Origin of the sequence: Lapillicoccus sp., assembly GCF_036559105.1 — a bacterium.
Taxonomy (GTDB): Bacteria; Actinomycetota; Actinomycetes; order Actinomycetales; family Dermatophilaceae; genus Lapillicoccus.
In genome coordinates, this window is the sequence record NZ_DATBTV010000125.1 from 1 (window position 1) to 20,502 (window position 20,502).

Below are 20,502 nucleotides of genomic sequence, written 5' to 3' on the forward strand. Positions count from 1 at the left end.
AGGCGTCGACCACCCAGTCGATCTGCTCGTCGGACAGCTCGCCCCTGTCACGCTTGGTGATGATGACGTCGACGGCGTGGAACGGTTCGCTCATACCCGCCATCATGGTCGACCCCGGTCAGTAGGGCCGGCGGCTTCACCAAGAGCGCAAGCCCGTCGTGGTCGGGGCCGGCGTCGCTCCCGCCGTCGGCGGGCCACCCAAGCCGTCCTACACCGGCTGAACCCACCGGGGAGCGAACTTGTTGTCATCACGCCCATTTCGCTCCCCGCAAGCACCGCATTGCTACGGGGCGACCGTTCCGGAGGACAGCAGGCCAACGCGGGAGGGGGCACCCGACCTCGAGGGCTCCAGCGAGACGTGGCGCGACCCGGCCGTCCTGCCCGACCCCGACAGAGACGGCTGGCACCTGTTCGTTACCGCCCGGAGTGTCGCGGCCGGACGCAACGACGACGGCGTCGCGCACGCCACCAGCCAGGACCTCGCCACCTGGACCTTGGGACCGCCCCTGTGCGACGCCGGCGCGGGGTTCGGCCAGCTCGAGGTGCTCCAGAACGTCGTCGTCGCCGGACGTCCCGTCCTCGAGTTCACCTGTGACCCGCAGGAACAGACGGCCGAGCGGATCGCCGAGTGGGGCGAGTACTCCACGTGGTCGGTCCCGTCGCCGACCGTGGTCGGGCCGTGGGACATGAACAAGGCCCGACCGTTCCTGCCCGAGCCGGACCTGTTCGCGGCGCCGATCGTGCGACTGCGCGACGGCGGCTCGGCGACCATCGGGTTCCGCAACCTCGAGTCCCACGGTGGTGACGGGTTCGAGATCATCGACCCGATCGCCGTGACGCTGGACGCCGAGGGCCACCTGGTGGCGCCCTAGCCCTCACTCGGTTGGGGTCCCCGCGAAGTATCGGAGCGGAGCGTAGAACTTCGTGAGGTGACTAGGCGGGATGGCGGGCGGCCGCCGCGTCGAGGTCCTCGGCCCCGAACGCCTGAGGCAGCACCTGCGCCATCGTGAGCTCGCCCTCGGGAGTGAGCAGCGCGCATACCGGACCGCCGTTCTCCCACAGGAGCTGCCGGCAGCGACCGCAGGGCATGAGCACCTCACCGTTGCCGCCGACGCACACCACCGCGACGAGCCGCCCCCCGCCGGTGCGGTGGAGGTCGGAGACCATCCCGCACTCCGCGCAGAGCCCGACACCGTAGGAGGCGTTCTCGACGTTGCACCCCGACACGACGCGGCCGTCGTGGACGAGGCCGGCCGCCCCGACCGGAAACCGGGAGTACGGGGCGTATGCGTGCTCCATCGCCGCCGCGGCAGCGGCCTGCAACGCCGGCCAGTCCGTCACGTCGACTCACCCTTGCGGTAGACCTGCCCGTCGGCGGCCGGTGGTCGCAGCCGTTGCGAGGCGAAGGCGAGGACCAGCAACGTGGCGACGTAGGGCGTCATGCCGGTGAACTCGTTGGACACGCGCGTGACCCCGAGGAACCAGACCGCCGACAGGATGCCGAGGATGACCGTGACGACGCCGACCACAGGTTTGCCCTGACGCCGCCGGACGAGGATCCAGACGCCCCACGCGATCAGGAAGGTGGCGATCGGCAGCAGGTAGGCCCGTACGACGTCGCCGCCGCCGCGCAGCTGGATCGCGTCGGTATAGCCGAACAGCGCCGCGCCGCCGGCCAGGCCGCCGGTCCGCCAGTTGCCGAAGATCATCGCGGCAAGGCCGATGTACCCTCGGCCGGCCACCTGACCCTCCCGGTAGAGGTTCGAGGCGACCAGGACGAGGAAGCCGCCCGCGAGGCCGGCGAGGCCGCCGGAGATGAGGACCGCCATGAACTTGTAGCGGATCACGTTGACACCCAACGTCTCCGCGGCGTGCGGGGCCTCACCGCAGGACCGGAGCCGCAGCCCGAACGGCGTGTGCCAGAGGATCCACCACGACAGGATCAGCAGCAGGACCGCGATGATGCTGAGGACGTTGAGGTTCGTCGTGAGCGCCCGGAGCACGCCGGCGATGTCGGAGACCAGCCACCACCCGGTCTCCTCGATCTGGCCGAGCCAGTCGCTCAGCCAGGGAATGCTGATGAACGGCAGCTGCGGCAACGGCGGCGACTGGGTCGGACCGCCGCCGGGCAGGCTGCTGAACGTCCGCACCGCGAGATAGGCACCGGCGCCGGCGCCGAGCAGGTTGATCGCTACGCCGGAGACGATGTGGTCGACGCCGAAGATGACCGTGGCCAGCGCGTGGACCGCGCCACCGACGATGCCGAGGAGGATCGCGCCGAGGATCCCGACCCAGGGGCCGTAGTAGTAGGCGAAGAACGCGCCACCCCACGTCCCGAGGATCATCATGCCCTCGAGACCGATGTTGACGACGCCCGCGCGCTCGCTCCAGAGGCCGCCGAGGCCGGCCAGCCCGATCGGCATGGCCAGCGCGATCGCGGCCGTGAGGGCGCCGGACGAGTCGATGTCCTCGGCGCCGGTGATCACCCGGACGGTGGAGAGCACGACGATCGCGCCGCCGATGACGGCGAACCAGAACCAGCGGGCGCGATGGATGGGTCGACGAGGAGGAGGCGGCGTCTCGAGGCCCGTCGTGATGACCAGTCCCTGGTCGCTCATGCCGGGGCCCCTTCCGTCTCGGGCGACGGCGTTCGAGCGGCCGCGAGCTGCGAGGCGACCCGCCGCTGCTCCATCCGGACCCCGGCCCGCCGGACGAGCTCGTAGGCGATGACGACCGAGAGGACGATGACGCCCTGGATGACCAGAACGAGGCGGTCGGAGACGCCGGCGTTGATCTGCAGACCGTTGCCCTGGGCGTCGAGGTAGGCCCACAGCAGCGCCGCGAAGACGATGCCGATGGCGTTGTTGCGGCCGAGCAGCGCGATGGCGATGCCGGCGAACCCGAGGCCGGACTGGAAGGTGTCGCCGTAGGTGTAGTCCTGCCCGAAGAGGAGCGGCATCCCGACCAGGCCGGCGGCCGCTCCGGAGATGACCATCGAGGTGAGCACCATCCGCTTGACCTTGACGCCGCTCGCGACGGCGGCGGTCTCGGACCGCCCGGTCGTCCGCAGGTCGAACCCGAACCGGGTCTTGCCCAGCACGAACCAGTAGGCCAGTCCGACGACGACGGCCAGGACGATGAAGCCGTAGATGAGGTTCGGTGTCGCGATGATCCCGTCCACGGAGATGCCGGGGACGCGAGACGACTCCGGGATCGGCCGGGTGTTGACCGCGTTGCTGCCCTCGACGCGCAGCGCCGCCTTCGAGAGCAGGAACGAGACGAGGAAAGTGGCGATGGCGTTGAGCATGATCGTCGAGATGACCTCGCTGACACCGCGGGTCACCTTGAGAATGCCGGCGATTCCGGCCCACAGGCCGCCGGCGGCCATCGCCACGAGCAGCGACACGGCGATGTTCAGCGGCCCAGGAAGCCAGGCCTGGCCGGCGAAGACGGCCGCAGCAAACGCGGCGACGCGGTACTGGCCGTCGACGCCGATGTTGAACAGGTTCATCCGGAATCCGACGGCGACGGCGATCGCCGAGAGGTAGTAGACCGTCGCCGCGTTGATGATCGCGACGATCTGGCGAGGCAGCGGCACCTTGATCAGCTGTGCCCACACCGCCCCGACGGGGTCACCGGCGATGAGGAGGATCAGGGACGTCACGACGAACGCGACGACGATCGCCAGCAGGGGCGCGGCCAGCCCGAGGGCGACCCGGCGCGGATCTATCCGCTTCATCGCGAATCTCCTTCGCCGGTCCCGGACTCCGTCCGGTCCCGCCGTGGCTCCACTTCGCCGGTCCCGGTATGCGGCGGGGACGTCTCGGGCGCCTCGTGGGGGGCGGGCGCGTTCGCCCCGGTCATCGCGGCTCCGAGCTCCTCGCGGGTCACCGTGTCCGGGTCGTAGTCATCGCTCAGCGAACCACGCAGCATCACCCGGATGGTGTCGGAGAGGCCGACGAGCTCCTCGAGATCGGCGGAGATGAGCAGGACCGCGAGCCCCGCCCGACGGGCGCGCTTGATGTGGTCCCAGATGGCCGACTGGGCACCGACGTCCACACCACGGGTCGGGTGAGCGGCCAGGAGCACCTTCGGGTCGTGCGTCATCTCGCGGCCGATGATGAGCTTCTGCTGGTTGCCGCCGGAGAGCGAGCCGCCGGTGACGAAGATCGACGGCGTCCGGACGTCGTACTCCTTGACGATCCGCTCGGTCTCGGCCTTGGCTGCCTTGGCGTTGATGAGGCCGCCTGCGCCGACGTTGGGGGCCTGCGTCTGGTGGCCGAGGATGACGTTCTCCCATAGCGGCGCGTCGAGCAGCATCCCGTGTCGGTGCCGGTCCTCGGGGATGTACCCGACCCCGGCCTCGCGGATCTCCCGGACCTCCCAGTTGGAGATGTCCACCCCGTCGAGCGTGATGACCCCGGAGGTGGGCTCGCGCATACCCATCACCACTTCGACGAGCTCGGCCTGACCGTTGCCCTCCACCCCGGCGATGCCGACGATCTCGCCGGCGCGGATCGTCAGCGAGATGTCCTCCAGGACCCGGCTGCCCCCGGTCGCACCGTCGAGGTTGACGTGTTCGACGGTGAGCACCACGCGGTCGGTCACGGAGTTGACCTGGGTCTGCGGCGACGGCAGCTCGGAGCCGACCATGAGCTCGGCCAGCTGCCGCGCGTTGACCGTCTTGGGGTCGATGTTGCCCTTCACCGTGGTGCCGCGCCGGATCACGGTGATCTCGTCGGCGACCGACAGCACCTCGTCGAGCTTGTGGGAGATGAAGATGACGGTGAGGCCCTCGGACTTCAGCTCGCGCAGGTTGTCGAAGAGCTCGGTGACCTCCTGCGGGACCAGGACGGCGGTCGGCTCGTCGAGGATGAGGATCTTGGCGCCCCGGAAGAGGACCTTGAGGATCTCGACGCGCTGCCGTTTGCCGACGCCCAGCTCCGCGACCAGGACGTCGGGGTCAACCCGCAGGCCGTAGGCGTCAGAGATGTCGACGATGGCCTTGCGCGCATCGTCCCCGATGCCGTGCAGCTTCTCCGCGCCCAGCACGACGTTCTCGAGGACGGTGAGGTTGTCGGCCAGCATGAAGTGCTGGAACACCATGCCGATGCCCGCGTTGATCGCGTCGGTGGGGCTGCGCAGGGCGAGCGTCTGGCCGTTCACGGCGATGGTGCCCTCGTCGGGCTGCTGCACCCCGTAGAGGATCTTCATCAGCGTCGACTTGCCGGCGCCGTTCTCCCCCACGATCGCGTGGACGGTGCCTCGCCGGACGGTGATCTCGATGTCCTTGTTGGCGACGACACCAGGAAAGCGCTTGGTGATGCCGTGCAGCTCGACCGCCGGGGCGGTGCTGCCGCTCGGCGCGCTCGGCCGGTCCTTCACAGTCGAGTCGGTGATGACGTCCTCCTCGGTACCTGCTCGCCTCGGGTGCGGCTCGCGCGCGTGGGGGCCAACCTATGACAGCGGAGGGCCCGGTCGACACCCAACGGTGTCGTCCGGGCCCCCTGGCTGGTTCAGCGGGTCGTCAGCGCGTCACGGCGTCGTCGGGACCTTGATGGTCCCGGCGATGATCTGCGCCTTGTAGTCGTCGAGCTTGGACTTGATGTCATCGATCTTGCCACCGGTGGTCGAGTAGTCGACGCCGCCCGCCTTGAGGTCGAAGACCTTGTTGCCCGCCTTGAAGGAGTTGTCGGATATCGACTTGATGAAGTCGTAGACGCCGACGTCGACCTTCTTGATCATCGAGGTCATGACGACGTCGCGGACGTCCGCGGCCGCGGTCTTGGCCTGGTCGGAGTCGACACCGATCGCGAGCTTGCCCGCGGCCTTGGCCGCGGTGAACACGCCACCACCCGAGCCGCCGGCTGCGTGGTAGACGATGTCGGCGCCGCCCTGGTACATGCCCTCGGCCGCCGCCTTGCCCTTGTCGACCGAGCTGAAGCCCGAGAAGTCCGGTGGCTCGGTGAGGTACTTGACGTCGATGACGATGTTGGGGTTGACCGCCTTGGCGCCGGCCTGGAAGCCCGCCTGGAACTTCTTGATGAGGTCGGTGTTGACACCGCCGACGAAGCCCACGTGGTTGACCTTCGACTTCAGGGCCGCCGCTGCGCCCACGAGGTAGGAGCCCTGCTCCTCGGCGAAGGTGATCTGGTCGACGTTCGAGCCGGCCGAGTCGGGCGACGCGTCGTCCACGATGGCGAACTTGACACTCGGGTTGGCCTTGGCGGCCGCGCCGACGGACTTCGCGTAGGCGAAGCCCACGGCCACGACGTTGGTGTAGCCCGCGTCGATGAGCTGCTGCAGACGCTCCTGACGGGCCGACTCGGCCTCGCCGTTGGTCGCCGCGGCCTCCTTGGACTGGACGCCGAGCTCCTTGACCGCCTTGTCGAGACCGGCCGCAGCCGCGTCGTTGAACGACTGGTCGCCACGGCCACCCACGTCGTAGGCCATCCCGACCTTGAGGCCCGCGGCGCTGGTGCCACCGGACGTCGCCGCGCCTCCGCTGGTGCCGCCGCTGTTCGAGCTGCTTCCACACGCGGCCAACGCCACGGCGGCGACCGACATGGCCGCCGCGAACTTCATCACCTGACGCACAACAAGAACTCCTTTAGGGCTTCGGGGCGGACGGGCAAGGGGTCCGCCGCGTCCGAGAGAGAAGATACTGCCGTCCAACGGCCCTGCCGCCCGAAGTGCTTCGGCGGGTGGGGAACGTTACCGAGTCGGAACGTCAAGTACGCCCTGCGCGTGACGCCTCGCGGCATCCAGCGCCGCACCCACCAGCACCTTTGCCCCGAAACCGAGGGCACGCTCGTCGATAACGAGATCGCCCTGGTGCAGGTCGTAGGTCGGTCCCCCGGGCGTCCGCGTACCGAGCCGGCCCATGGCGCCGCGGACCTCGGTGAGATACCACGCGAAGTCCTCGCCCCCGAGGGACTGCACGGTGGTCCCGGAGACCAGTCCGGCAGCGCGGGCCGCGTCGCGGAGCGAGTCGACGGAGGGGCCGGCGTTGACGACCGGGGGCACCCCCTGGGTGTAGCGCAGCTCGGCGGTCACCGCATACGGAGCGACGACGGCCTCGACGAGCTCCTCGACGAGCGCCCCGATCTCCTGCCAGAGGGTGGCGTCGAGCATCCGCAACGTCCCGGCGGCAGTCCCGACCGAGGGGATGACGTTCTGGGCGCCGCCGGCGTGGACGCTGCCCCAGACAAGGGCGGCACCGGCGCGCGGGTCGACCCGGCGGCCGAGGGCGGCCGGCACCTCGGTGATGACCTTGGCCAGTGCGAAGGTGAGGTCCTGGGTCAGGTGCGGTCGGGAGGTGTGGCCGCCGTGGCCCTTGAGGGTGACCTCGACGCTGTCCGAGGCGGCCGTGATCGGACCTACCAGCAGACCGACCTCACCGACGTCGCGGCTCGGGTCGCTGTGCAGCGCGAAGACCTCGTCGACGCCCTTCAGCCAGCCGCCGTCGATGATCTCGTGCGCTCCGCCGGGGATGACCTCCTCCGCGGGCTGGAAGATCAGCCGGACGCCGAGCCCGGCGGCCGCGAGTGCCGGGCTCTGGGTAGCGAGGGCGAGACCGGCGCCCAGGACGGCGCTCGTATGCAGGTCGTGCCCGCAGGCGTGGGCGACGCCCTCGGTCGTCGAGGCCCACGGAAGGCCGGTCCGCTCGGGGACGGGCAGGCCGTCGAGGTCGGCGCGCAGGGCGACCCGGTATGCGGGTTCCGCCGCTCCGAGGTCGACCACCACCCCGCTGCCGTCCAGCAGCGTCGGGGCCAGGCCAGCGGCGGCCAGCCGGTCGGCCACGACACGGCTGGACCGCGTCTCGAGGCGTGCGAGCTCGGGGTGCGCGTGGAGGTCCCGACGCAGACCGACGAGCTCGGGCTCGAGCTCGTCGACGGCGGCGTGCAGCACGGGAAGCAGTGGGTCCATGTCGGTGGGCAAGGTTACCCGGCCGATCAGTACGCTCCGCCCATGGTCAGCGGTCCTGCGTTCGTCGTCTCCGCGCTGGTGGCCGAGGCCCTGGCCGACGGCTGCGGCGTCGTGGCGCTGGAGAGCACGATTCTCGCCCACGGACTGCCTCGAGGGGACAACCGACGGGTGGCCGACGAGATCGAGGACGCGGTCCGGGCCGGTGGTGCCGTGCCCGCGACGGTGGCGGTTCTCGACGGCCTCGTGAGGATCGGGCTGTCACCGGACGAGCTGGACCGGCTGTGCCTGCAGGACGACGTGCTCAAGCTGAGCAGCCGCGACCTCGGTGTCGCTGTCGCGCTCGGCCGGACCGGTGCCACCACGGTGGCCTCGACCGCAGCACTGGCCCACCGCGCGGGCATCCGGGTCTTCGCGACCGGGGGTCTCGGCGGGGTGCACCGTGGGGCGGCGGAGACGTTCGACATCTCGGCCGACCTCGGGGTGCTCGCCACGACGCCGGTGCTCGTGGTGTGCGCCGGCGTGAAGTCGATCCTCGACGTTCCCGCCACCTTGGAGCGGCTGGAGACGCTGTCCGTCCCGGTGCTGGGGTACCGCACCGACCAGTTCCCGGGGTTCTACCTCACCGACTCCGGCTCGACCGTCCCGTGGCGGGTGGAGTCCGCGGCGGAGGCAGCGGCCGTCGCGTACGCCCGCTCGTTCCTCGGCACGGACTCGGCGGGCGTCGTCCTGGCGAACCCCCTGCCCGAGGCGCGACAGGTCGACCCAGTGCTCCACGACCGCCTCGTCGCGTCCGGACTGGCCGAGCTGGCCAGGGAGGGCGTCTCGGGCAAGGACGTGACCCCGCGCCTGCTCGAGTTCTTCCACGAGAGCTCGGGCGGGGAGAGCCTGCGGGCCAACGTCGAGCTGGTGCTCTCCAACGCTGCCCTGGCCGCCGAGGTCGCGGTCGAGCTGGCCGCGCTCCACTCCGGCAGGCGGGCGTGACCGTTCGGCCGGTCGTCGTCGTCGGCGACGTCGGGCTCGACGTCCTGGTTCGGCCCCAGGCCGGCGTGGTGCGCGGCGGGGACACGCCCAGCGACGTGCGGATCCTCCCGGGCGGCGCGGGTGGCAACACCGCGGCGTGGCTGGCGTCGGCGGGTGTGCCGGTCGCCCTGGTGTCCCGCGTGGGGGACGACGACGCCGGCGCGGCAGCCCGGCGGCGACTCGAGTCGGACGGTGTCGTATGCCGGTTCGCGACCGACCCGGTGCTGCCCACCTGCACCGTGGTGGTCCTGCTCGAGGAGGACGAGCGCACGATGCTGCCCGACCGCGGCGCCAACGCGGCGCTCTCGCCCGGCGACCTCGACCTGACGGGTGCTTCAGCGGAGCTGTCGGCGTCTGGTGCGGCGGCCGGCATACCGCACCTGCACCTCAGCGGGTTCGTGCTGTTGGACCCGCGGTCGCGACCGGCCGGGGTGGCCGCGCTGGAGTCGGCGCGGTCGCTGGGGTGGACCACGTCGGTCGACCCGCAGGCGGCCAACCACGTCGAGCGCGTCGGCGCGGATGCGGTCCTGGGCTGGGCGGAGGGCGTGGATCTGTTGCTGCCCAACGAGATCGAGGCTCATGCGCTGGGCGGCGACGACGCGATGCTGAGGTCCGCGAAGGCCGCAGCGGTGTCGATGGGGGCCGGCGGGGCGCGGTGGGCGACTCGGGCGCAGACCTGGCGGGTTCCCGCGCCCGCAGTCGTCAACGGTGACCGAACGGGGTGCGGCGACGCTTTCGACGCGGGCGTCCTCGCGGCATGGCTCGCGGGGGCCGGACCCGAGGAGGCGCTCTCTCGCGGGGTCGAGCTCGGCAGCCGGGCAGCGGGGAGGACCGGCGCCCGGCCCTAGCCCGGCTCGGGCGGCTCGGTCGGAGCCCGCTCGGTCAGAAGGCGTCCCGCGGGATGTAAGTGCCCCAGACGTCACGGAGGGCGTGGGCGACCTCGCCGCCGGTGGCCCGCAGCCGGAGAGCTTCCTTCATGGGGTAGAGGACGTTGTCGGTCCCCTCCGCGGCTTGGCGGAGTGACTGCAGTGCCTCAAGGACGGCGTCGTTGTCGCGGTCGGCGCGCAGTGCCGCGAGGCGGGCGACCTGCTCGCGCTCGATCTGCGGGTCGACGCGTAGTGGTTCGTAGGGCTCCTCGAGGTCCAACCGGAAGCGGTTGAGGCCCACGATGGTGCGTTCCTTGTTGTCGATCTCGAGGGCGATCCGGTAGGCGCTGCGCTCGATCTCGGACTTCTGGAAGCCCTCCTCGATGGCGGCGACCGCCCCGCCCTTGTCCTCCACGGCCTGCATCAGCTCGAGAGCGGCCTCCTCGATCTCATCGGTCATGGCCTCGACGGCGTACGAACCGGCAAACGGGTCAACCGTCTTCGTGACGTCGGTCTCGTAGGCGATGACCTGCTGGGTCCGCAGCGCGAGGCGGGCCGCCTTCTGGGTCGGCAGCGCGATGGCCTCGTCGAACGAGTTGGTGTGCAGGGACTGGGTGCCGCCGAGGACCGCGCCGAGACCCTGCAGCGCGACGCGGACGAGGTTGACCTCCGGCTGCTGCGCCGTCAGCTGGACGCCGGCGGTCTGGGTGTGGAACCGGAGCATCAGCGACTTGGGGTTCGTCGCACCGAAGTCGTCCCGCATGACCCGCGCCCAGATCCGTCGAGCCGCCCGGAACTTGGCGACCTCCTCCAGCAGGGTGGTGCGGGCCACGAAGAAGAACGACAGCCGGGGGGCGAAGTCGTCGACGTCGAGCCCGGCGGCCTGGGCGGCGCGGACGTAGGCAATCGCGTTGGACAGGGTGAAGGCGATCTCCTGCACGGGTGTGGCCCCCGCCTCGGCCATGTGGTAGCCGGAGATGGAGATCGTGTTCCAGCGGGGGATCTCCTGGTGGCAGTAGGCGAACACATCCGACACCAGCCGGAGCGACTCCTTCGGCGGGTAGATGTAGGTGCCCCGCGCGATGTACTCCTTGAGCACGTCGTTCTGGATCGTCCCCGTGAGCTTGTCGCCGGGGATCCCGTGCTCCTCGGCGACCAGCTGGTACAGCAGCAGCAGCACCGACCCAGGCGCGTTGATCGTCATCGAGGTCGACACCTCGTCGAGCGGCAGCCCGTCGAACAGGATGCGCATGTCGTCGATCGAGTCGATCGCCACGCCGACCTTGCCGACCTCACCATGGGCGATCGGCTCGTCGCTGTCGTAGCCCATCTGCGTGGGCAGGTCGAAGGCCACGCTCAGCCCACCGGTACCCGCTGCCACCAGCTGGTGGTACCGCTCGTTGGACTCTTTCGCCGTGCCGAACCCCGCGTACTGCCGCATCGTCCACGGACGGCCGGTGTACATCGAGGGGTAGACGCCGCGGGTGTACGGGAACTCGCCCGGCTCCCCCAGCTGGGCCGCCGGGTCGAACCCGGCAAGGTCGTCCGGTCCGTAGGTCTGCCGGATCGGCAGGTCGGACTCGGAGCGGGCTTCCTCGGCCATGGCTCGCAGACTACCGACGCCGGTACGCGCCGCGCCGGGTTGGTGGCCCGACTCACGACCCCAGCCTGTGGATATCGCCGCGCCGCCTCTGCCGGTCGGCAGAAGGCTGATCTGGTGCCCGACCCCGTGCAGGTTCTCACCCGGCTCGGTGGCGTGGCCGGTTGGACGACGCTGCGGCGCGGCTCGTCGTGGCGAGCCATCCAGCGTGCCGTGGACGACGGAGCGATCCTCCGGGTGGGGCACGGCCGATATGTGCTGCCCTCCATCGAACCCGCTCGCGCGGCCGCCTCTCGGTTGACCGCGGCCTCCTCACACACATCGGCCGCGCTGTTCCATGGCTGGCCCGTGGCCCACGTCCCAGAGCTGCCCCATGTCACCGTCTCTCCGCGTCGCAACCTGCCGTCGCACCGGCGCGAGGGCGTGCATGTCCACTGGCGGAGCCTCGACGCCGCCGACATCGTCGAGGGCTGGGTGACGTCGCCCGTGCGGACCGTCATCGACTGCTGCCTGGACCTGCCGTTCGCGGAGGCGCTGGCGGTGTTCGACTCGTCCTGGCGGGCCGGGCTCAAGCCGAAGGCGGTCCAGCTCGCGGCGCGCAGCCTGTCTTCGCGTCAGCGAGATCGCGTCTGGCGGGTCGCCGCCGCCGCGGACCCGCGGGCGGCCAACCCCTTCGAGTCCGTGCTCCGGGCCATCGCCCTGGACGTCCCCGGCCTGTCGGCCGAACCGCAGTTCGTCGTTCGCGACCCCGACTTCTACGCTCGCGTGGACCTGGCCGACGAGAACCTCGAGATCGTGCTCGAGGCGGACAGCTTCGAGTTCCACAGCTCGGCAAAGGCGCTCGACCGGGACGCCCGTCGCTACAACGGACTCACCGTGCGAGGCTGGCTGGTGCTGCGGTTCACCTGGAAACAGGTCATGTTCGAGCCCGAGCTGGTGGCCGCCACCCTGGCGGCTGCGGTTGCCCTGCGCCGCAGATCGGGACGTTCGACAGGAGCGAGACCCCGAATCCCGGCGTTTGGCGGCTGAAACGCTGGTCCCTCCTGTCGAACGTCCCGGGAACAGGCGGGGTCAGGTCGGCCCGAGGGTCTTGCGGTGCTCTTCCCACCGCTGGGCGATGGCCGTCATCTCGTCGGCGATGAAGTCGAGGAAGTCGGCCGACGACGACAGCCGCTCCCCCGCCTGCGTCGCTGGCCCGCCGACCGCGTCGACGCCCGAGGCGATGGCCGCCTGGATCGGCGCATACGTGCGACGCATGTTGACGATCGCGTCGTGCCAGGCGTCCTCCCGGACGACGTAGACGTCGCGCCGCGTGCCAGGTTCGCGCTCGCGGTGCAGGAACAGCACCTGGGACAGATAGCGCACCGCTCCGGAGACCGAGGCCGGGCTGACCTCCAGCACGTCGGCCAGCTCCGCGGACGTCATCCGGCCGTCCTCGTCGGCCAGCATCGCCGCGAACGCCCGGGCCGGCAGCCGGGCCATCCCGGCGTCGGTCAGGGCCGACCCGAGCCGTTCCACGAAGGCTCGGACCTCGTCCTCGGAGCGAGGCGCCGGAGCGCGCGGAGGGGTCGTCGCACGGGCCGTCATACGAAGACTTTAGTACATTCACGTTTTTCTGAAAACGGTGTACAGTCGCTCTCATGAGTACTGCCATCTCCGTATCCGGTCTGCGCAAGTCCTTCGGATCGACCGTCGCTCTCGACGGCCTCGACCTCGAGGTGCAGACCGGCCAGGTGCACGGCTTCCTCGGCCCGAACGGCGCGGGAAAGTCCACCACCATCCGCATCCTCCTCGGGCTCGTCCGCGCCGACGCCGGCTCCGTCACCCTCCTGGGCGGCGACCCGTGGCACGACGTCGAGACCCTGCACCGCCGCCTGGCCTACGTTCCCGGCGACGTCACGCTCTGGCCCAACCTCACCGGCGGAGAGGTCATCGATCTTCTCGGACGACTCCGAGGACAGACCAATCTGGCCCGCCGGAACGACCTCATCGAACGGTTCCAGCTGGACCCCACCAAGAAGGGGCGCACCTACTCCAAGGGGAACCGACAGAAGGTCGCCCTCGTCGCCGCGCTCGCCTCCGACGTCGAGCTGCTCCTTCTCGATGAGCCGACGTCCGGGCTGGACCCGCTCATGGACGCCGTCTTCCGCAGCGTCGTGGAGGAGGTGCGCCGCGAGGGCCGCACCGTGCTCCTCTCCAGCCACATCCTCAGCGAGGTCGAGGCCCTCGCCGACCAGGTGAGCATCATCCGGCTCGGCCGCACGGTCGAGACGGGCGCCCTCTCCGACATGCGCCACCTCAGCCGCACCAGCGTGGACGCGGTCCTCGCGGACGCACCTTCGGTCGAGCTCCTCGAGGGCATCGCCGGCGTCGAGGACCTCACCACCGACGGGTCCCGAGTGACCTTCACCGTCGACACCGCCCGGGTCGGCGAGGTCCTGGCCCGCCTCGGCCAGCACGGTATCCAGAGCCTGACCTGCCAGCCGCCGACGCTCGAGCAGCTCTTCCTGAAGGAGTACGCGACGGATCGAGAGCCGGTGCGCGCATGAGCGGGTATGCCGGGACCGGCGCCCTGCTGAAGCTGGCCCTGCGCCGCGACCGGGTCGTCGTCCCCCTCAGCATCCTCGGCCTCGTCGCCCTGGCCGGCGGTTCGGCGAAGAGCACCGTCGACCTCTTCCAGGGGCAGGACGCCGTCAACGCCGCACGGGAGCTCCTGGCGAGCCCGGCGCTCATCGGCATGTACGGCCCGATCGCGAACCCGGACAACCCCGACTCCTTCGCGATCTTCAAGACCCTGCTGCTGGGCGGAGTGTGCATCGCGCTTTTGGCCATCGTCCTCGTCCGCCGGCACACCCGCACCGAGGAGGAGGCGGGCCGCACCGAACTGGTCGCCGCCGGAGTGGTGGGACGACGAGCGCCCCTCACCGCGGCGGTCATCCTCGCGGCCGGCACGGTCCTCGTCGCCAGCCTGCTGGCGTCGCTCAGCCTGATCGGGACCGGGCTCGGGTCGCGCGGCTCGTGGGCCTTCGGCGCCGCGTGGGCGACCAGCGGGCTGACGTTCACCGGCGTCGCTGCCGTGGCGGCCCAGCTGACGAACACCACCCGAGGCGCGGGGGCCTGGGCCTTCGGCGCCCTTGGTGTCTCCTACCTGCTGCGCGCGATCGGCGACACCGCCAGCGGCGCCGCCTCATTCTTGACCTGGCTCTCCCCGCTCGGCTGGGCCGAGAAGATCGAGGTGTTCGGCGAGGACCGGTTCGTCGTGGCCGTCATTCCCCTCGTCGTCACGATCCTTCTCGTCGCCCTCGCCTTCACTCTTCAGGAACGTCGCGACTTCGGCGCCGGGTTGCTCCCCTCGCGCCCGGGTCCGGCGCAGGCTGCCCCTACGCTCCGGTCGCCCTGGGCTCTGGCCTGGCGGCTCCAACGGGCCAACCTGCTCGGATGGTTGATCGGCTATGCCATCGTCGGCAGTGTCCTGGGCGCCGTGGCCGGCAACGTGTCGTCGATCGCCTCCAGCCAGCAGATGCAGGACCTGCTGCGCAAGCTCGGCGGCAACGCGACCTCGCTGACCGACACCTTCATCTCCACCGAGCTGCAGTTCCTCGCGATCGGCGCCGCCGCGTACGGCATCTCGGCCGCCCTGCGACTGCGCAGCGAGGAGAACGACCTGCACACCGAGCAGGTGCTCGCCACCAGCACTCGGCGCTACACGGTGCTGGCCAGCCACTCGGTGATCGCCCTGCTCGGCAGCGCACTGCTCATGCTGGTTCTTGCTCTGGCGCTGGCGCTCGGTACGCGCACGCAGTACGGCGGCTTCGGCGCTGCCCTCGGCCACCTGCTGCCGAGTGCGCTGGCGACGATCCCCCCCATCTGGGTATGCGTCGGGCTGGCCCTCGCGATCTTCGGCTCGGCCCCCAAGGTGGTCTACGTGGCGTGGGCGCTGCTCGCGGCCTTCGTGGTCGTGGGCGAGTTCGGTCCGCTGTTCAACCTGCCGCAGCCGGTGATCGACGTGTCGCCGTTCGTCCACGCCGTGGTGCTGCCGGGGTCCGGCGTCGTGGCCATGCCCCTGCTCGTGCTCGTTGTCATCGCGGGCGCCCTGCTGGTCTTGGCGCAGACGACCTTCCGGAGGCGCGACATCGGCTGACGATCTGATTCGGGATCGCCCGACGTCGTCGGTCGGCTGCCAGCCCCTACGGCGGTGACTTCTTCCCCTCAGGAGGGGGACTTCTCACCGCGCTGATGCGCGCCGCCGGACCGGGTACTCGACGTTGGTCGGGCTAGGTCAGGTCGTCGCGGCCGGACGCCTTCAGGCGGTCGACCACCGCCTTGACGTCCTGCGCCCGGTCGCGGGCGACGACCAGCAACGCGTCCGGGGTGTCGATGACGACGACGTCGCCGAGCCCGACGACGGCGACCAGTCGGCCGCCGCGGGCGGCGACGAGTCCGGAGGCGTCCACGCTGACGACATCGGCGGGGTCACCGATGACGGTGACTCCATCCGCCGAGGTGGACCCCGCCGCGACCAGCGCGCTGAGCGAGGCGAAGTCGCCGACGTCGTCCCACGAGAAGGACGCCGGCACCACCGCGACCAGGCCGTCGGCGGCCGCAGGCTCGGCGATCGCGTGGTCGATGGCGATCTTCTCCAGGCCCGCCCAGTCGGCGTCCAGCCGCGACGGGTCGGCCGCGATCGCCCGCAGCCCAGCGGCCAGGTCGTGGTGGTAGCGGTCGAGCGCGTCGAGCAGCACGGATGCACGGGCGACGAACATGCCCGCGTTCCACCAGAACCCACCCTCTGCCAGGTAGCCGCGGGCCGTCGACTCATCCGGCTTCTCGACGAACTCGGCCACCTCCCGGGCCTGCGGTGCACCGTCGACCGCCAGCGAGGCGCCCTCGCGGATGTAGCCGAACGCCGTGGAGGCGTGGGTCGGCGTGATGCCGATGGTGACGATCCGGCCGGTGCGCGCAACCGCGACCGCCTCCCGGACGGCGTCCCGGAACTCGCCCTGGGTTCGGATCACGTGGTCCGCGGCGAACGACCCGATCACCGCGTCCGGGTCGCGCCGCTCGATGATGGCGGCGGCCAGGCCGATGGCCGGCATCGAGTCGCGAGGTGACGGCTCGGCCACCACGTCGTCGGTACCGAGGTCCGGCAGCTGCCCGCGGACCGCGTCGGCGTGCGCCTGGCCGGTCACGACGACCACCCGGCCGTCGGTCAACGGCGCCAGCCGGTCCCACGTCCCCTCGAGGAGGGTCCGACCGGCTCCGGTGAGGTCGTGGAGGAACTTCGGCGACCGCCGGCGCGACAGCGGCCACAGCCGGGTACCCGCCCCGCCGGCGGGAATCACCGCCCAGAACCCGTCGATCGCTGGCTCGGCCGGCAGCAGTGCCCCGTCGGTCATGGTCCCGAAGGTTAGCCCGTTGGCATCGGCCTACCCCGCCGCGGCACCCGCATACCTATCGGTAACGAGACGAATGGCACAGCGCCGAGGCCCGTTCCGCGCCCTGAGCGACCCTGCGGCGGGCGTAGATTCGGCGGGTGGCCACCTCCGTCGCTTCGCCGTCACCGGTGACGGCCCGCCGCACGACGATCGCGATGAAACTCGTGATGGCCGTGTCGGGCGCGCTGTTCGTCCTCTACGTCATCGCCCACATGTACGGCAACCTCAAGGTGTTCGGCGGGCAGCAGGCGTTCGACGACTACTCCGAGCACCTGCGCAGCCTCGGCGAGCCGATCCTGCCGTACTCCGGTTTCCTCTGGGTCCTGCGGATCGTGCTCATCTTCGCCCTCCTCGCCCACGTCTACTCGGCGTTCTACCTGTGGAGCCGTGCGCAGGGGGCCCGGACGACCGGGTATGCGGTGAAGAAGGCCGTCGCGGCGACGATCTCCGCGCGGTTCATGCGCTGGGGTGGCGTGGCGCTGCTGTTCTTCCTCGTGTTCCACCTGCTGCAGTTCACGACGAACACGATCCGGGCGAACGGCGACTACCCGAGCCCCTACCAGCGGGTCGTCGCCGGGTTCCAGGTGTGGTGGGTCGTCCTCATCTACGTCATCGCGATGGTGGCGCTCGGCATGCACCTGCGGCACGGGATCTGGAGCGCCGCCCAGACCCTCGGCTGGACCTCGTCCGCCCGCGCCCGCGGCACGGCCAACACCCTGGCCATCATCGTTGCCACGGTCGTCGTCGTCGGCTTCCTCCTGCCACCCCTGTCCATCCTCGTCGGCTTCGTGAAGTAGGGCTCCCATGACCGAGACCGACACCCCCGCAGCCGACATCGGCACGGCTACCGGGCTCTACCGCACGGGTCAGCCGATCGCCGACACCAAGGCCCCGCCCGGACCGATCGGCGACCGGTGGAACCGGCGCAAGTTCGAGGCCAAGCTGGTCAACCCCGCGAACCGCCGCAAGCTCAGCGTGATCATCGTTGGAACCGGCCTGGCCGGCGCATCCGCCGGAGCGACCCTGGCCGAGGCGGGGTACCAGGTGACCTCGTTCTGCTACCAGGACTCGCCTCGTCGCGCGCACTCCATCGCGGCGCAGGGCGGCATCAACGCGGCGAAGAACTACAAGGCCGACGGCGACTCGGTCTACCGGCTGTTCTACGACACCGTGAAGGGTGGCGACTTCCGATCGCGGGAGTCCAACGTCTACCGACTGGCGGAGGTCAGCGCCAACATCATCGACCAGTGCGTCGCGCAGGGTGTCCCCTTCGCACGCGAGTACGGCGGCCTTCTCGACAACCGCTCGTTCGGTGGGGTCCAGGTGTCGCGAACCTTCTACGCACGAGGCCAGACCGGGCAGCAGCTGCTCATCGGCGCGTACCAGGCCCTGGAGCGGCAGATCGCCGAGGGCCGGCTGCAGATGTACACCCGCCACGAGATGCTCGAGCTGGTCGTCGTCGACGGCCGGGCCCGAGGCGTCATCGTCCGCGACATGGTGACCGGCGAGATCGAGACCCACCTCGCCGACGCCGTCGTGCTCGCCAGCGGCGGCTACGGCAACGTCTACTACCTCTCCACCAACGCGATGGGCTGCAACGTCACGGCGACGTGGCGCGCGCACCGCCAGGGCGCCTACTTCGGCAACCCGTGCTTCACCCAGATCCACCCGACCTGCATCCCCGTCGCCGGCGAGCACCAGTCGAAGCTCACCCTGATGAGCGAGTCGTTGCGCAACGACGGGCGCATCTGGGTGCCGAAGCGTCGCGAGGACTGCGAGAAGAACCCTCGGGAGATCGCCGAGCAGGACCGCGACTACTACCTCGAGCGGATCTACCCGTCGTTCGGCAACCTCGTCCCGCGCGACATCGCCTCGCGGCAGGCCAAGAACGTCTGCGACGAGGGGCGTGGCGTCGGTCCCCTGGTCGGCGACTTCCGCCGCGGCGTCTACCTCGACTTCACTGACGCGCTGAAGCGGATGAGCGCCGATGCGGTCGCCGAGAAGTACGGGAACCTCCTCGACATGTACCAACAGATCACCGGGGAGAACCCCTACGAGGTCCCCATGCGGATCTACCCCGCCGTCCACTACACGATGGGCGGGCTATGGGTGGACTACGACCTGCAGTCCAACATCCCCGGCCTCTTCGTCACCGGTGAGGCCAACTTCTCCGACCACGGTGCGAACCGGCTAGGGGCGTCCGCCCTGATGCAGGGCCTCGCCGACGGGTACTTCGTCCTGCCGAACACGATCCGCGAGTACCTCGCGAGTGGCCCGTATGCGCCGGTGTCGGCGGATGCGCCAGAGGTCGTCTCTGCTCGTGAGGCAGTCCAGGGGCGGATTAGGAAACTGTTGTCCATCAACGGTTCTCGCACCGTCGACTCGTTCCACCGCGAACTCGGCAACATCATGTGGGAGTACTGCGGGATGGAGCGTTCCGAGGAGGGGCTGCTCAAGGGCATCGACCTGATCCGCGGCCTGCGCGACGAGTTCTGGCGCAACGTGCGGGTGCTCGGACTGAACGAGGAGCTGAACCAGGCGCTGGAGAAGGCCGGCCGCGTCGCCGACTTCCTCGAGCTCGGCGAGCTGATGTGCATCGACGCGCTGCACCGGCGTGAGTCCTGCGGCGGCCACTTCCGTGCGGAGAGCCAGACCGACGACGGCGAGGCGTTGCGGCACGACGACCAGTACGCGTACGTCGCGGCGTGGGAGTTCCATCAGGATTTCGAGGGGGACAGGAACGGCGAAGCTCCCTTGAGTCCCGTGCTGCACAAGGAACAGCTGGTCTACGAGTACGTCGAGCTGAAGCAACGGAGCTACAAGTGAACCTTCACCCCACCCGAGCCTGCACGGGACTCGCTGCGCGAGGGTGCGGCACTCTCGTGCGAGGACCCCGGTAATGCGCGTCACGCTCAAGGTCTGGCGACAGGCGTCTACGGACGCCGAGGGTCGCCTGGTCACCTACGACGTCGACGACGTGTCCCCGGACATGTCGTTCCTCGAGATGCTCGACGTCCTCAACGAGCGGCTCATCCTCGACGGGGAGGACCCGGTCGCGTTCGACAGCGACTGCCGCGAGGGCATCTGCGGCATGTGCGGCCTGATGATCAACGGCGAGGCGCACGGCCCCCAGGTGACCACGACCTGCCAGCTGCACATGCGCTCGTTCGCCGACGGCGACACCATCACCATCGAGCCGTGGCGCGCGACGGCCTTCCCGGTCCTCAAGGACCTGGTCGTGGACCGGTCGGCGTTCGACCGCATCATCCAGGCGGGCGGCTTCGTGTCGGTGAACACGGGCGCCGCCCCGGACGCGCACGCGGTCCTCGTCCCCAAGGACGACGTCGACCAGGCGTTCGCCGCGGCCGCCTGCATCGGCTGCGGAGCCTGCGTCGCGGCCTGCCCCAACGCGTCGGGGATGCTCTTCATGGGTGCCAAGGTGACGCATCTCGGGCTGCTGCCCCAGGGTCAGCCCGAGCGCGACCACCGGGTCGTCGCGATGGTCGCCCAGCACGACGCAGAGGGGTTCGGCGGCTGCACCAACATCGGCGAGTGCGCCGCAGCCTGCCCCAAGGAGATCCCGATGGACGTCATCTCCTGGCTGAACAAGGACCTCCGCACCGCGATGCGCCACCACCACTGACGGTCGTCT

Annotated in this window: 18 protein-coding genes; 9 read left to right on the forward strand and 9 right to left on the reverse strand. The window is 70.3% G+C overall.

The features are described 5' to 3' along the window. Positions 1 to 239: 239 nt before the first annotated feature. Positions 240 to 872 carry a hypothetical protein gene (locus VIG79_RS15785; RefSeq protein ID WP_331887391.1) on the forward strand — a complete coding sequence of 211 codons (633 nt, stop codon included), beginning with the start codon at positions 240 to 242 and terminating at the stop codon, positions 870 to 872. 61 nt (positions 873 to 933) lie between these two features. Here the strand turns inward: VIG79_RS15785 and VIG79_RS15790 are convergent, their stop codons facing one another. From VIG79_RS15790 to VIG79_RS15815, 6 genes are all read right to left on the reverse strand, one after another. Continuing rightward, positions 934 to 1,341 carry a cytidine deaminase gene (locus VIG79_RS15790; protein WP_331887393.1) on the reverse strand — a complete coding sequence of 136 codons (408 nt, stop codon included), beginning with the start codon at positions 1,339 to 1,341 and terminating at the stop codon, positions 934 to 936. Beyond that, positions 1,338 to 2,618 (reverse strand): ABC transporter permease, encoded by a 1,281-nt coding sequence (locus VIG79_RS15795; protein WP_331887395.1) that lies wholly within the window; start codon positions 2,616 to 2,618, stop codon positions 1,338 to 1,340. Before VIG79_RS15795 ends, VIG79_RS15790 begins: the two co-directional genes overlap by 4 nt. After that, positions 2,615 to 3,739, reverse strand: a complete 1,125-nt coding sequence (locus VIG79_RS15800) for an ABC transporter permease (protein ID WP_331887397.1) — start codon at positions 3,737 to 3,739, stop codon at positions 2,615 to 2,617. Before VIG79_RS15800 ends, VIG79_RS15795 begins: the two co-directional genes overlap by 4 nt. After that, a complete protein-coding gene (locus VIG79_RS15805; RefSeq protein ID WP_331887399.1) occupies positions 3,736 to 5,385 on the reverse strand; it encodes an ABC transporter ATP-binding protein in 1,650 nt (549 codons plus the stop codon). Before VIG79_RS15805 ends, VIG79_RS15800 begins: the two co-directional genes overlap by 4 nt. Positions 5,386 to 5,535: 150 nt before the next feature. Next, positions 5,536 to 6,597: a BMP family ABC transporter substrate-binding protein gene (locus VIG79_RS15810; protein ID WP_331887401.1), complete on the reverse strand. Its 1,062-nt coding sequence runs from the start codon at positions 6,595 to 6,597 to the stop codon at positions 5,536 to 5,538. A gap of 117 nt (positions 6,598 to 6,714) precedes the next feature. Further along, complete coding sequence (locus VIG79_RS15815) at positions 6,715 to 7,929, reverse strand: amidohydrolase (protein ID WP_331887403.1); 1,215 nt, start codon at positions 7,927 to 7,929, stop codon at positions 6,715 to 6,717. A 42-nt stretch (positions 7,930 to 7,971) separates the two neighbouring features. On the opposite strand from VIG79_RS15815, the gene VIG79_RS15820 reads away from it, so the two are divergent. Together VIG79_RS15820 and VIG79_RS15825 are read left to right on the forward strand one after the other, a co-directional pair. Continuing rightward, the gene (locus VIG79_RS15820; RefSeq protein WP_331887405.1) at positions 7,972 to 8,910 is read left to right on the forward strand and encodes a pseudouridine-5'-phosphate glycosidase; all 939 of its coding nucleotides are present in this window, start codon (positions 7,972 to 7,974) and stop codon (positions 8,908 to 8,910) included. Next, complete coding sequence (locus tag VIG79_RS15825) at positions 8,907 to 9,797, forward strand: carbohydrate kinase family protein (protein WP_331887407.1); 891 nt, start codon at positions 8,907 to 8,909, stop codon at positions 9,795 to 9,797. Before VIG79_RS15820 ends, VIG79_RS15825 begins: the two co-directional genes overlap by 4 nt. Before the next feature lie 34 nt (positions 9,798 to 9,831). Here VIG79_RS15825 and VIG79_RS15830 read toward each other — a convergent pair whose 3' ends face one another. Further along, on the reverse strand, positions 9,832 to 11,418 hold the full coding sequence (locus tag VIG79_RS15830; RefSeq protein ID WP_331887409.1) for an acyl-CoA mutase large subunit family protein: 1,587 nt from the start codon (positions 11,416 to 11,418) through the stop codon (positions 9,832 to 9,834). A gap of 114 nt (positions 11,419 to 11,532) precedes the next feature. Here VIG79_RS15830 and VIG79_RS15835 point away from each other — a divergent pair, with 114 nt between their 5' ends. Continuing rightward, entirely contained in the window at positions 11,533 to 12,444 is a 912-nt protein-coding gene (locus tag VIG79_RS15835; protein WP_331887411.1) for a DUF559 domain-containing protein, read from the forward strand. A gap of 42 nt (positions 12,445 to 12,486) precedes the next feature. On the opposite strand, the gene VIG79_RS15840 is transcribed toward VIG79_RS15835, so the two are convergent. Further along, positions 12,487 to 13,002: a GbsR/MarR family transcriptional regulator gene (locus VIG79_RS15840; RefSeq protein WP_331887413.1), complete on the reverse strand. Its 516-nt coding sequence runs from the start codon at positions 13,000 to 13,002 to the stop codon at positions 12,487 to 12,489. A gap of 53 nt (positions 13,003 to 13,055) precedes the next feature. Here VIG79_RS15840 and VIG79_RS15845 point away from each other — a divergent pair, with 53 nt between their 5' ends. Further along, a complete protein-coding gene (locus tag VIG79_RS15845) occupies positions 13,056 to 13,964 on the forward strand; it encodes an ABC transporter ATP-binding protein (RefSeq protein WP_331887415.1) in 909 nt (302 codons plus the stop codon). After that, positions 13,961 to 15,556 carry a polyketide antibiotic transporter gene (locus VIG79_RS15850; protein ID WP_331887417.1) on the forward strand — a complete coding sequence of 532 codons (1,596 nt, stop codon included), beginning with the start codon at positions 13,961 to 13,963 and terminating at the stop codon, positions 15,554 to 15,556. The genes VIG79_RS15845 and VIG79_RS15850 overlap by 4 nt, the downstream gene beginning before the upstream one ends. A 133-nt stretch (positions 15,557 to 15,689) precedes the next feature. Here the strand turns inward: VIG79_RS15850 and VIG79_RS15855 are convergent, their stop codons facing one another. After that, positions 15,690 to 16,811 carry a mannose-1-phosphate guanylyltransferase gene (locus tag VIG79_RS15855; protein WP_331887419.1) on the reverse strand — a complete coding sequence of 374 codons (1,122 nt, stop codon included), beginning with the start codon at positions 16,809 to 16,811 and terminating at the stop codon, positions 15,690 to 15,692. A 137-nt stretch (positions 16,812 to 16,948) separates the two neighbouring features. Between VIG79_RS15855 and VIG79_RS15860 the strand changes: the two genes are divergently transcribed. The 3 genes from VIG79_RS15860 (at position 16,949) to VIG79_RS15870 (ending at position 20,493) form a co-directional block, all read left to right on the forward strand. Continuing rightward, on the forward strand, positions 16,949 to 17,647 hold the full coding sequence (locus VIG79_RS15860) for a succinate dehydrogenase cytochrome b subunit (RefSeq protein WP_331887421.1): 699 nt from the start codon (positions 16,949 to 16,951) through the stop codon (positions 17,645 to 17,647). A 7-nt stretch (positions 17,648 to 17,654) separates the two neighbouring features. After that, positions 17,655 to 19,676: a fumarate reductase/succinate dehydrogenase flavoprotein subunit gene (locus tag VIG79_RS15865; RefSeq protein WP_331887423.1), complete on the forward strand. Its 2,022-nt coding sequence runs from the start codon at positions 17,655 to 17,657 to the stop codon at positions 19,674 to 19,676. Positions 19,677 to 19,749: 73 nt separating this feature from the next. Next, entirely contained in the window at positions 19,750 to 20,493 is a 744-nt protein-coding gene (locus tag VIG79_RS15870) for a succinate dehydrogenase/fumarate reductase iron-sulfur subunit (protein ID WP_331887425.1), read from the forward strand. Positions 20,494 to 20,502: the final 9 nt, after the last annotated feature.

Excerpts from the sequence above, each read along its gene's own strand:
- VIG79_RS15820 (WP_331887405.1), top strand. The coding sequence starts at position 7,972 with ATGGTCAGCGGTCCTGCGTTCGTCGTCTCCGCGCTGGTGGCCGAGGCC.
- VIG79_RS15865 (WP_331887423.1), top strand. The coding sequence starts at position 17,655 with ATGACCGAGACCGACACCCCCGCAGCCGACATCGGCACGGCTACCGGG.
- VIG79_RS15795 (WP_331887395.1), bottom strand. The coding sequence starts at position 2,618 with ATGAGCGACCAGGGACTGGTCATCACGACGGGCCTCGAGACGCCGCCT.
- VIG79_RS15830 (WP_331887409.1), bottom strand. The coding sequence starts at position 11,418 with ATGGCCGAGGAAGCCCGCTCCGAGTCCGACCTGCCGATCCGGCAGACC.
- VIG79_RS15870 (WP_331887425.1), top strand. The coding sequence starts at position 19,750 with ATGCGCGTCACGCTCAAGGTCTGGCGACAGGCGTCTACGGACGCCGAG.
- VIG79_RS15800 (WP_331887397.1), bottom strand. The coding sequence starts at position 3,739 with ATGAAGCGGATAGATCCGCGCCGGGTCGCCCTCGGGCTGGCCGCGCCC.
- VIG79_RS15815 (WP_331887403.1), bottom strand. The coding sequence starts at position 7,929 with ATGGACCCACTGCTTCCCGTGCTGCACGCCGCCGTCGACGAGCTCGAG.
- VIG79_RS15840 (WP_331887413.1), bottom strand. The coding sequence starts at position 13,002 with ATGACGGCCCGTGCGACGACCCCTCCGCGCGCTCCGGCGCCTCGCTCC.
- VIG79_RS15855 (WP_331887419.1), bottom strand. The coding sequence starts at position 16,811 with ATGACCGACGGGGCACTGCTGCCGGCCGAGCCAGCGATCGACGGGTTC.
- VIG79_RS15845 (WP_331887415.1), top strand. The coding sequence starts at position 13,056 with ATGAGTACTGCCATCTCCGTATCCGGTCTGCGCAAGTCCTTCGGATCG.
- VIG79_RS15850 (WP_331887417.1), top strand. The coding sequence starts at position 13,961 with ATGAGCGGGTATGCCGGGACCGGCGCCCTGCTGAAGCTGGCCCTGCGC.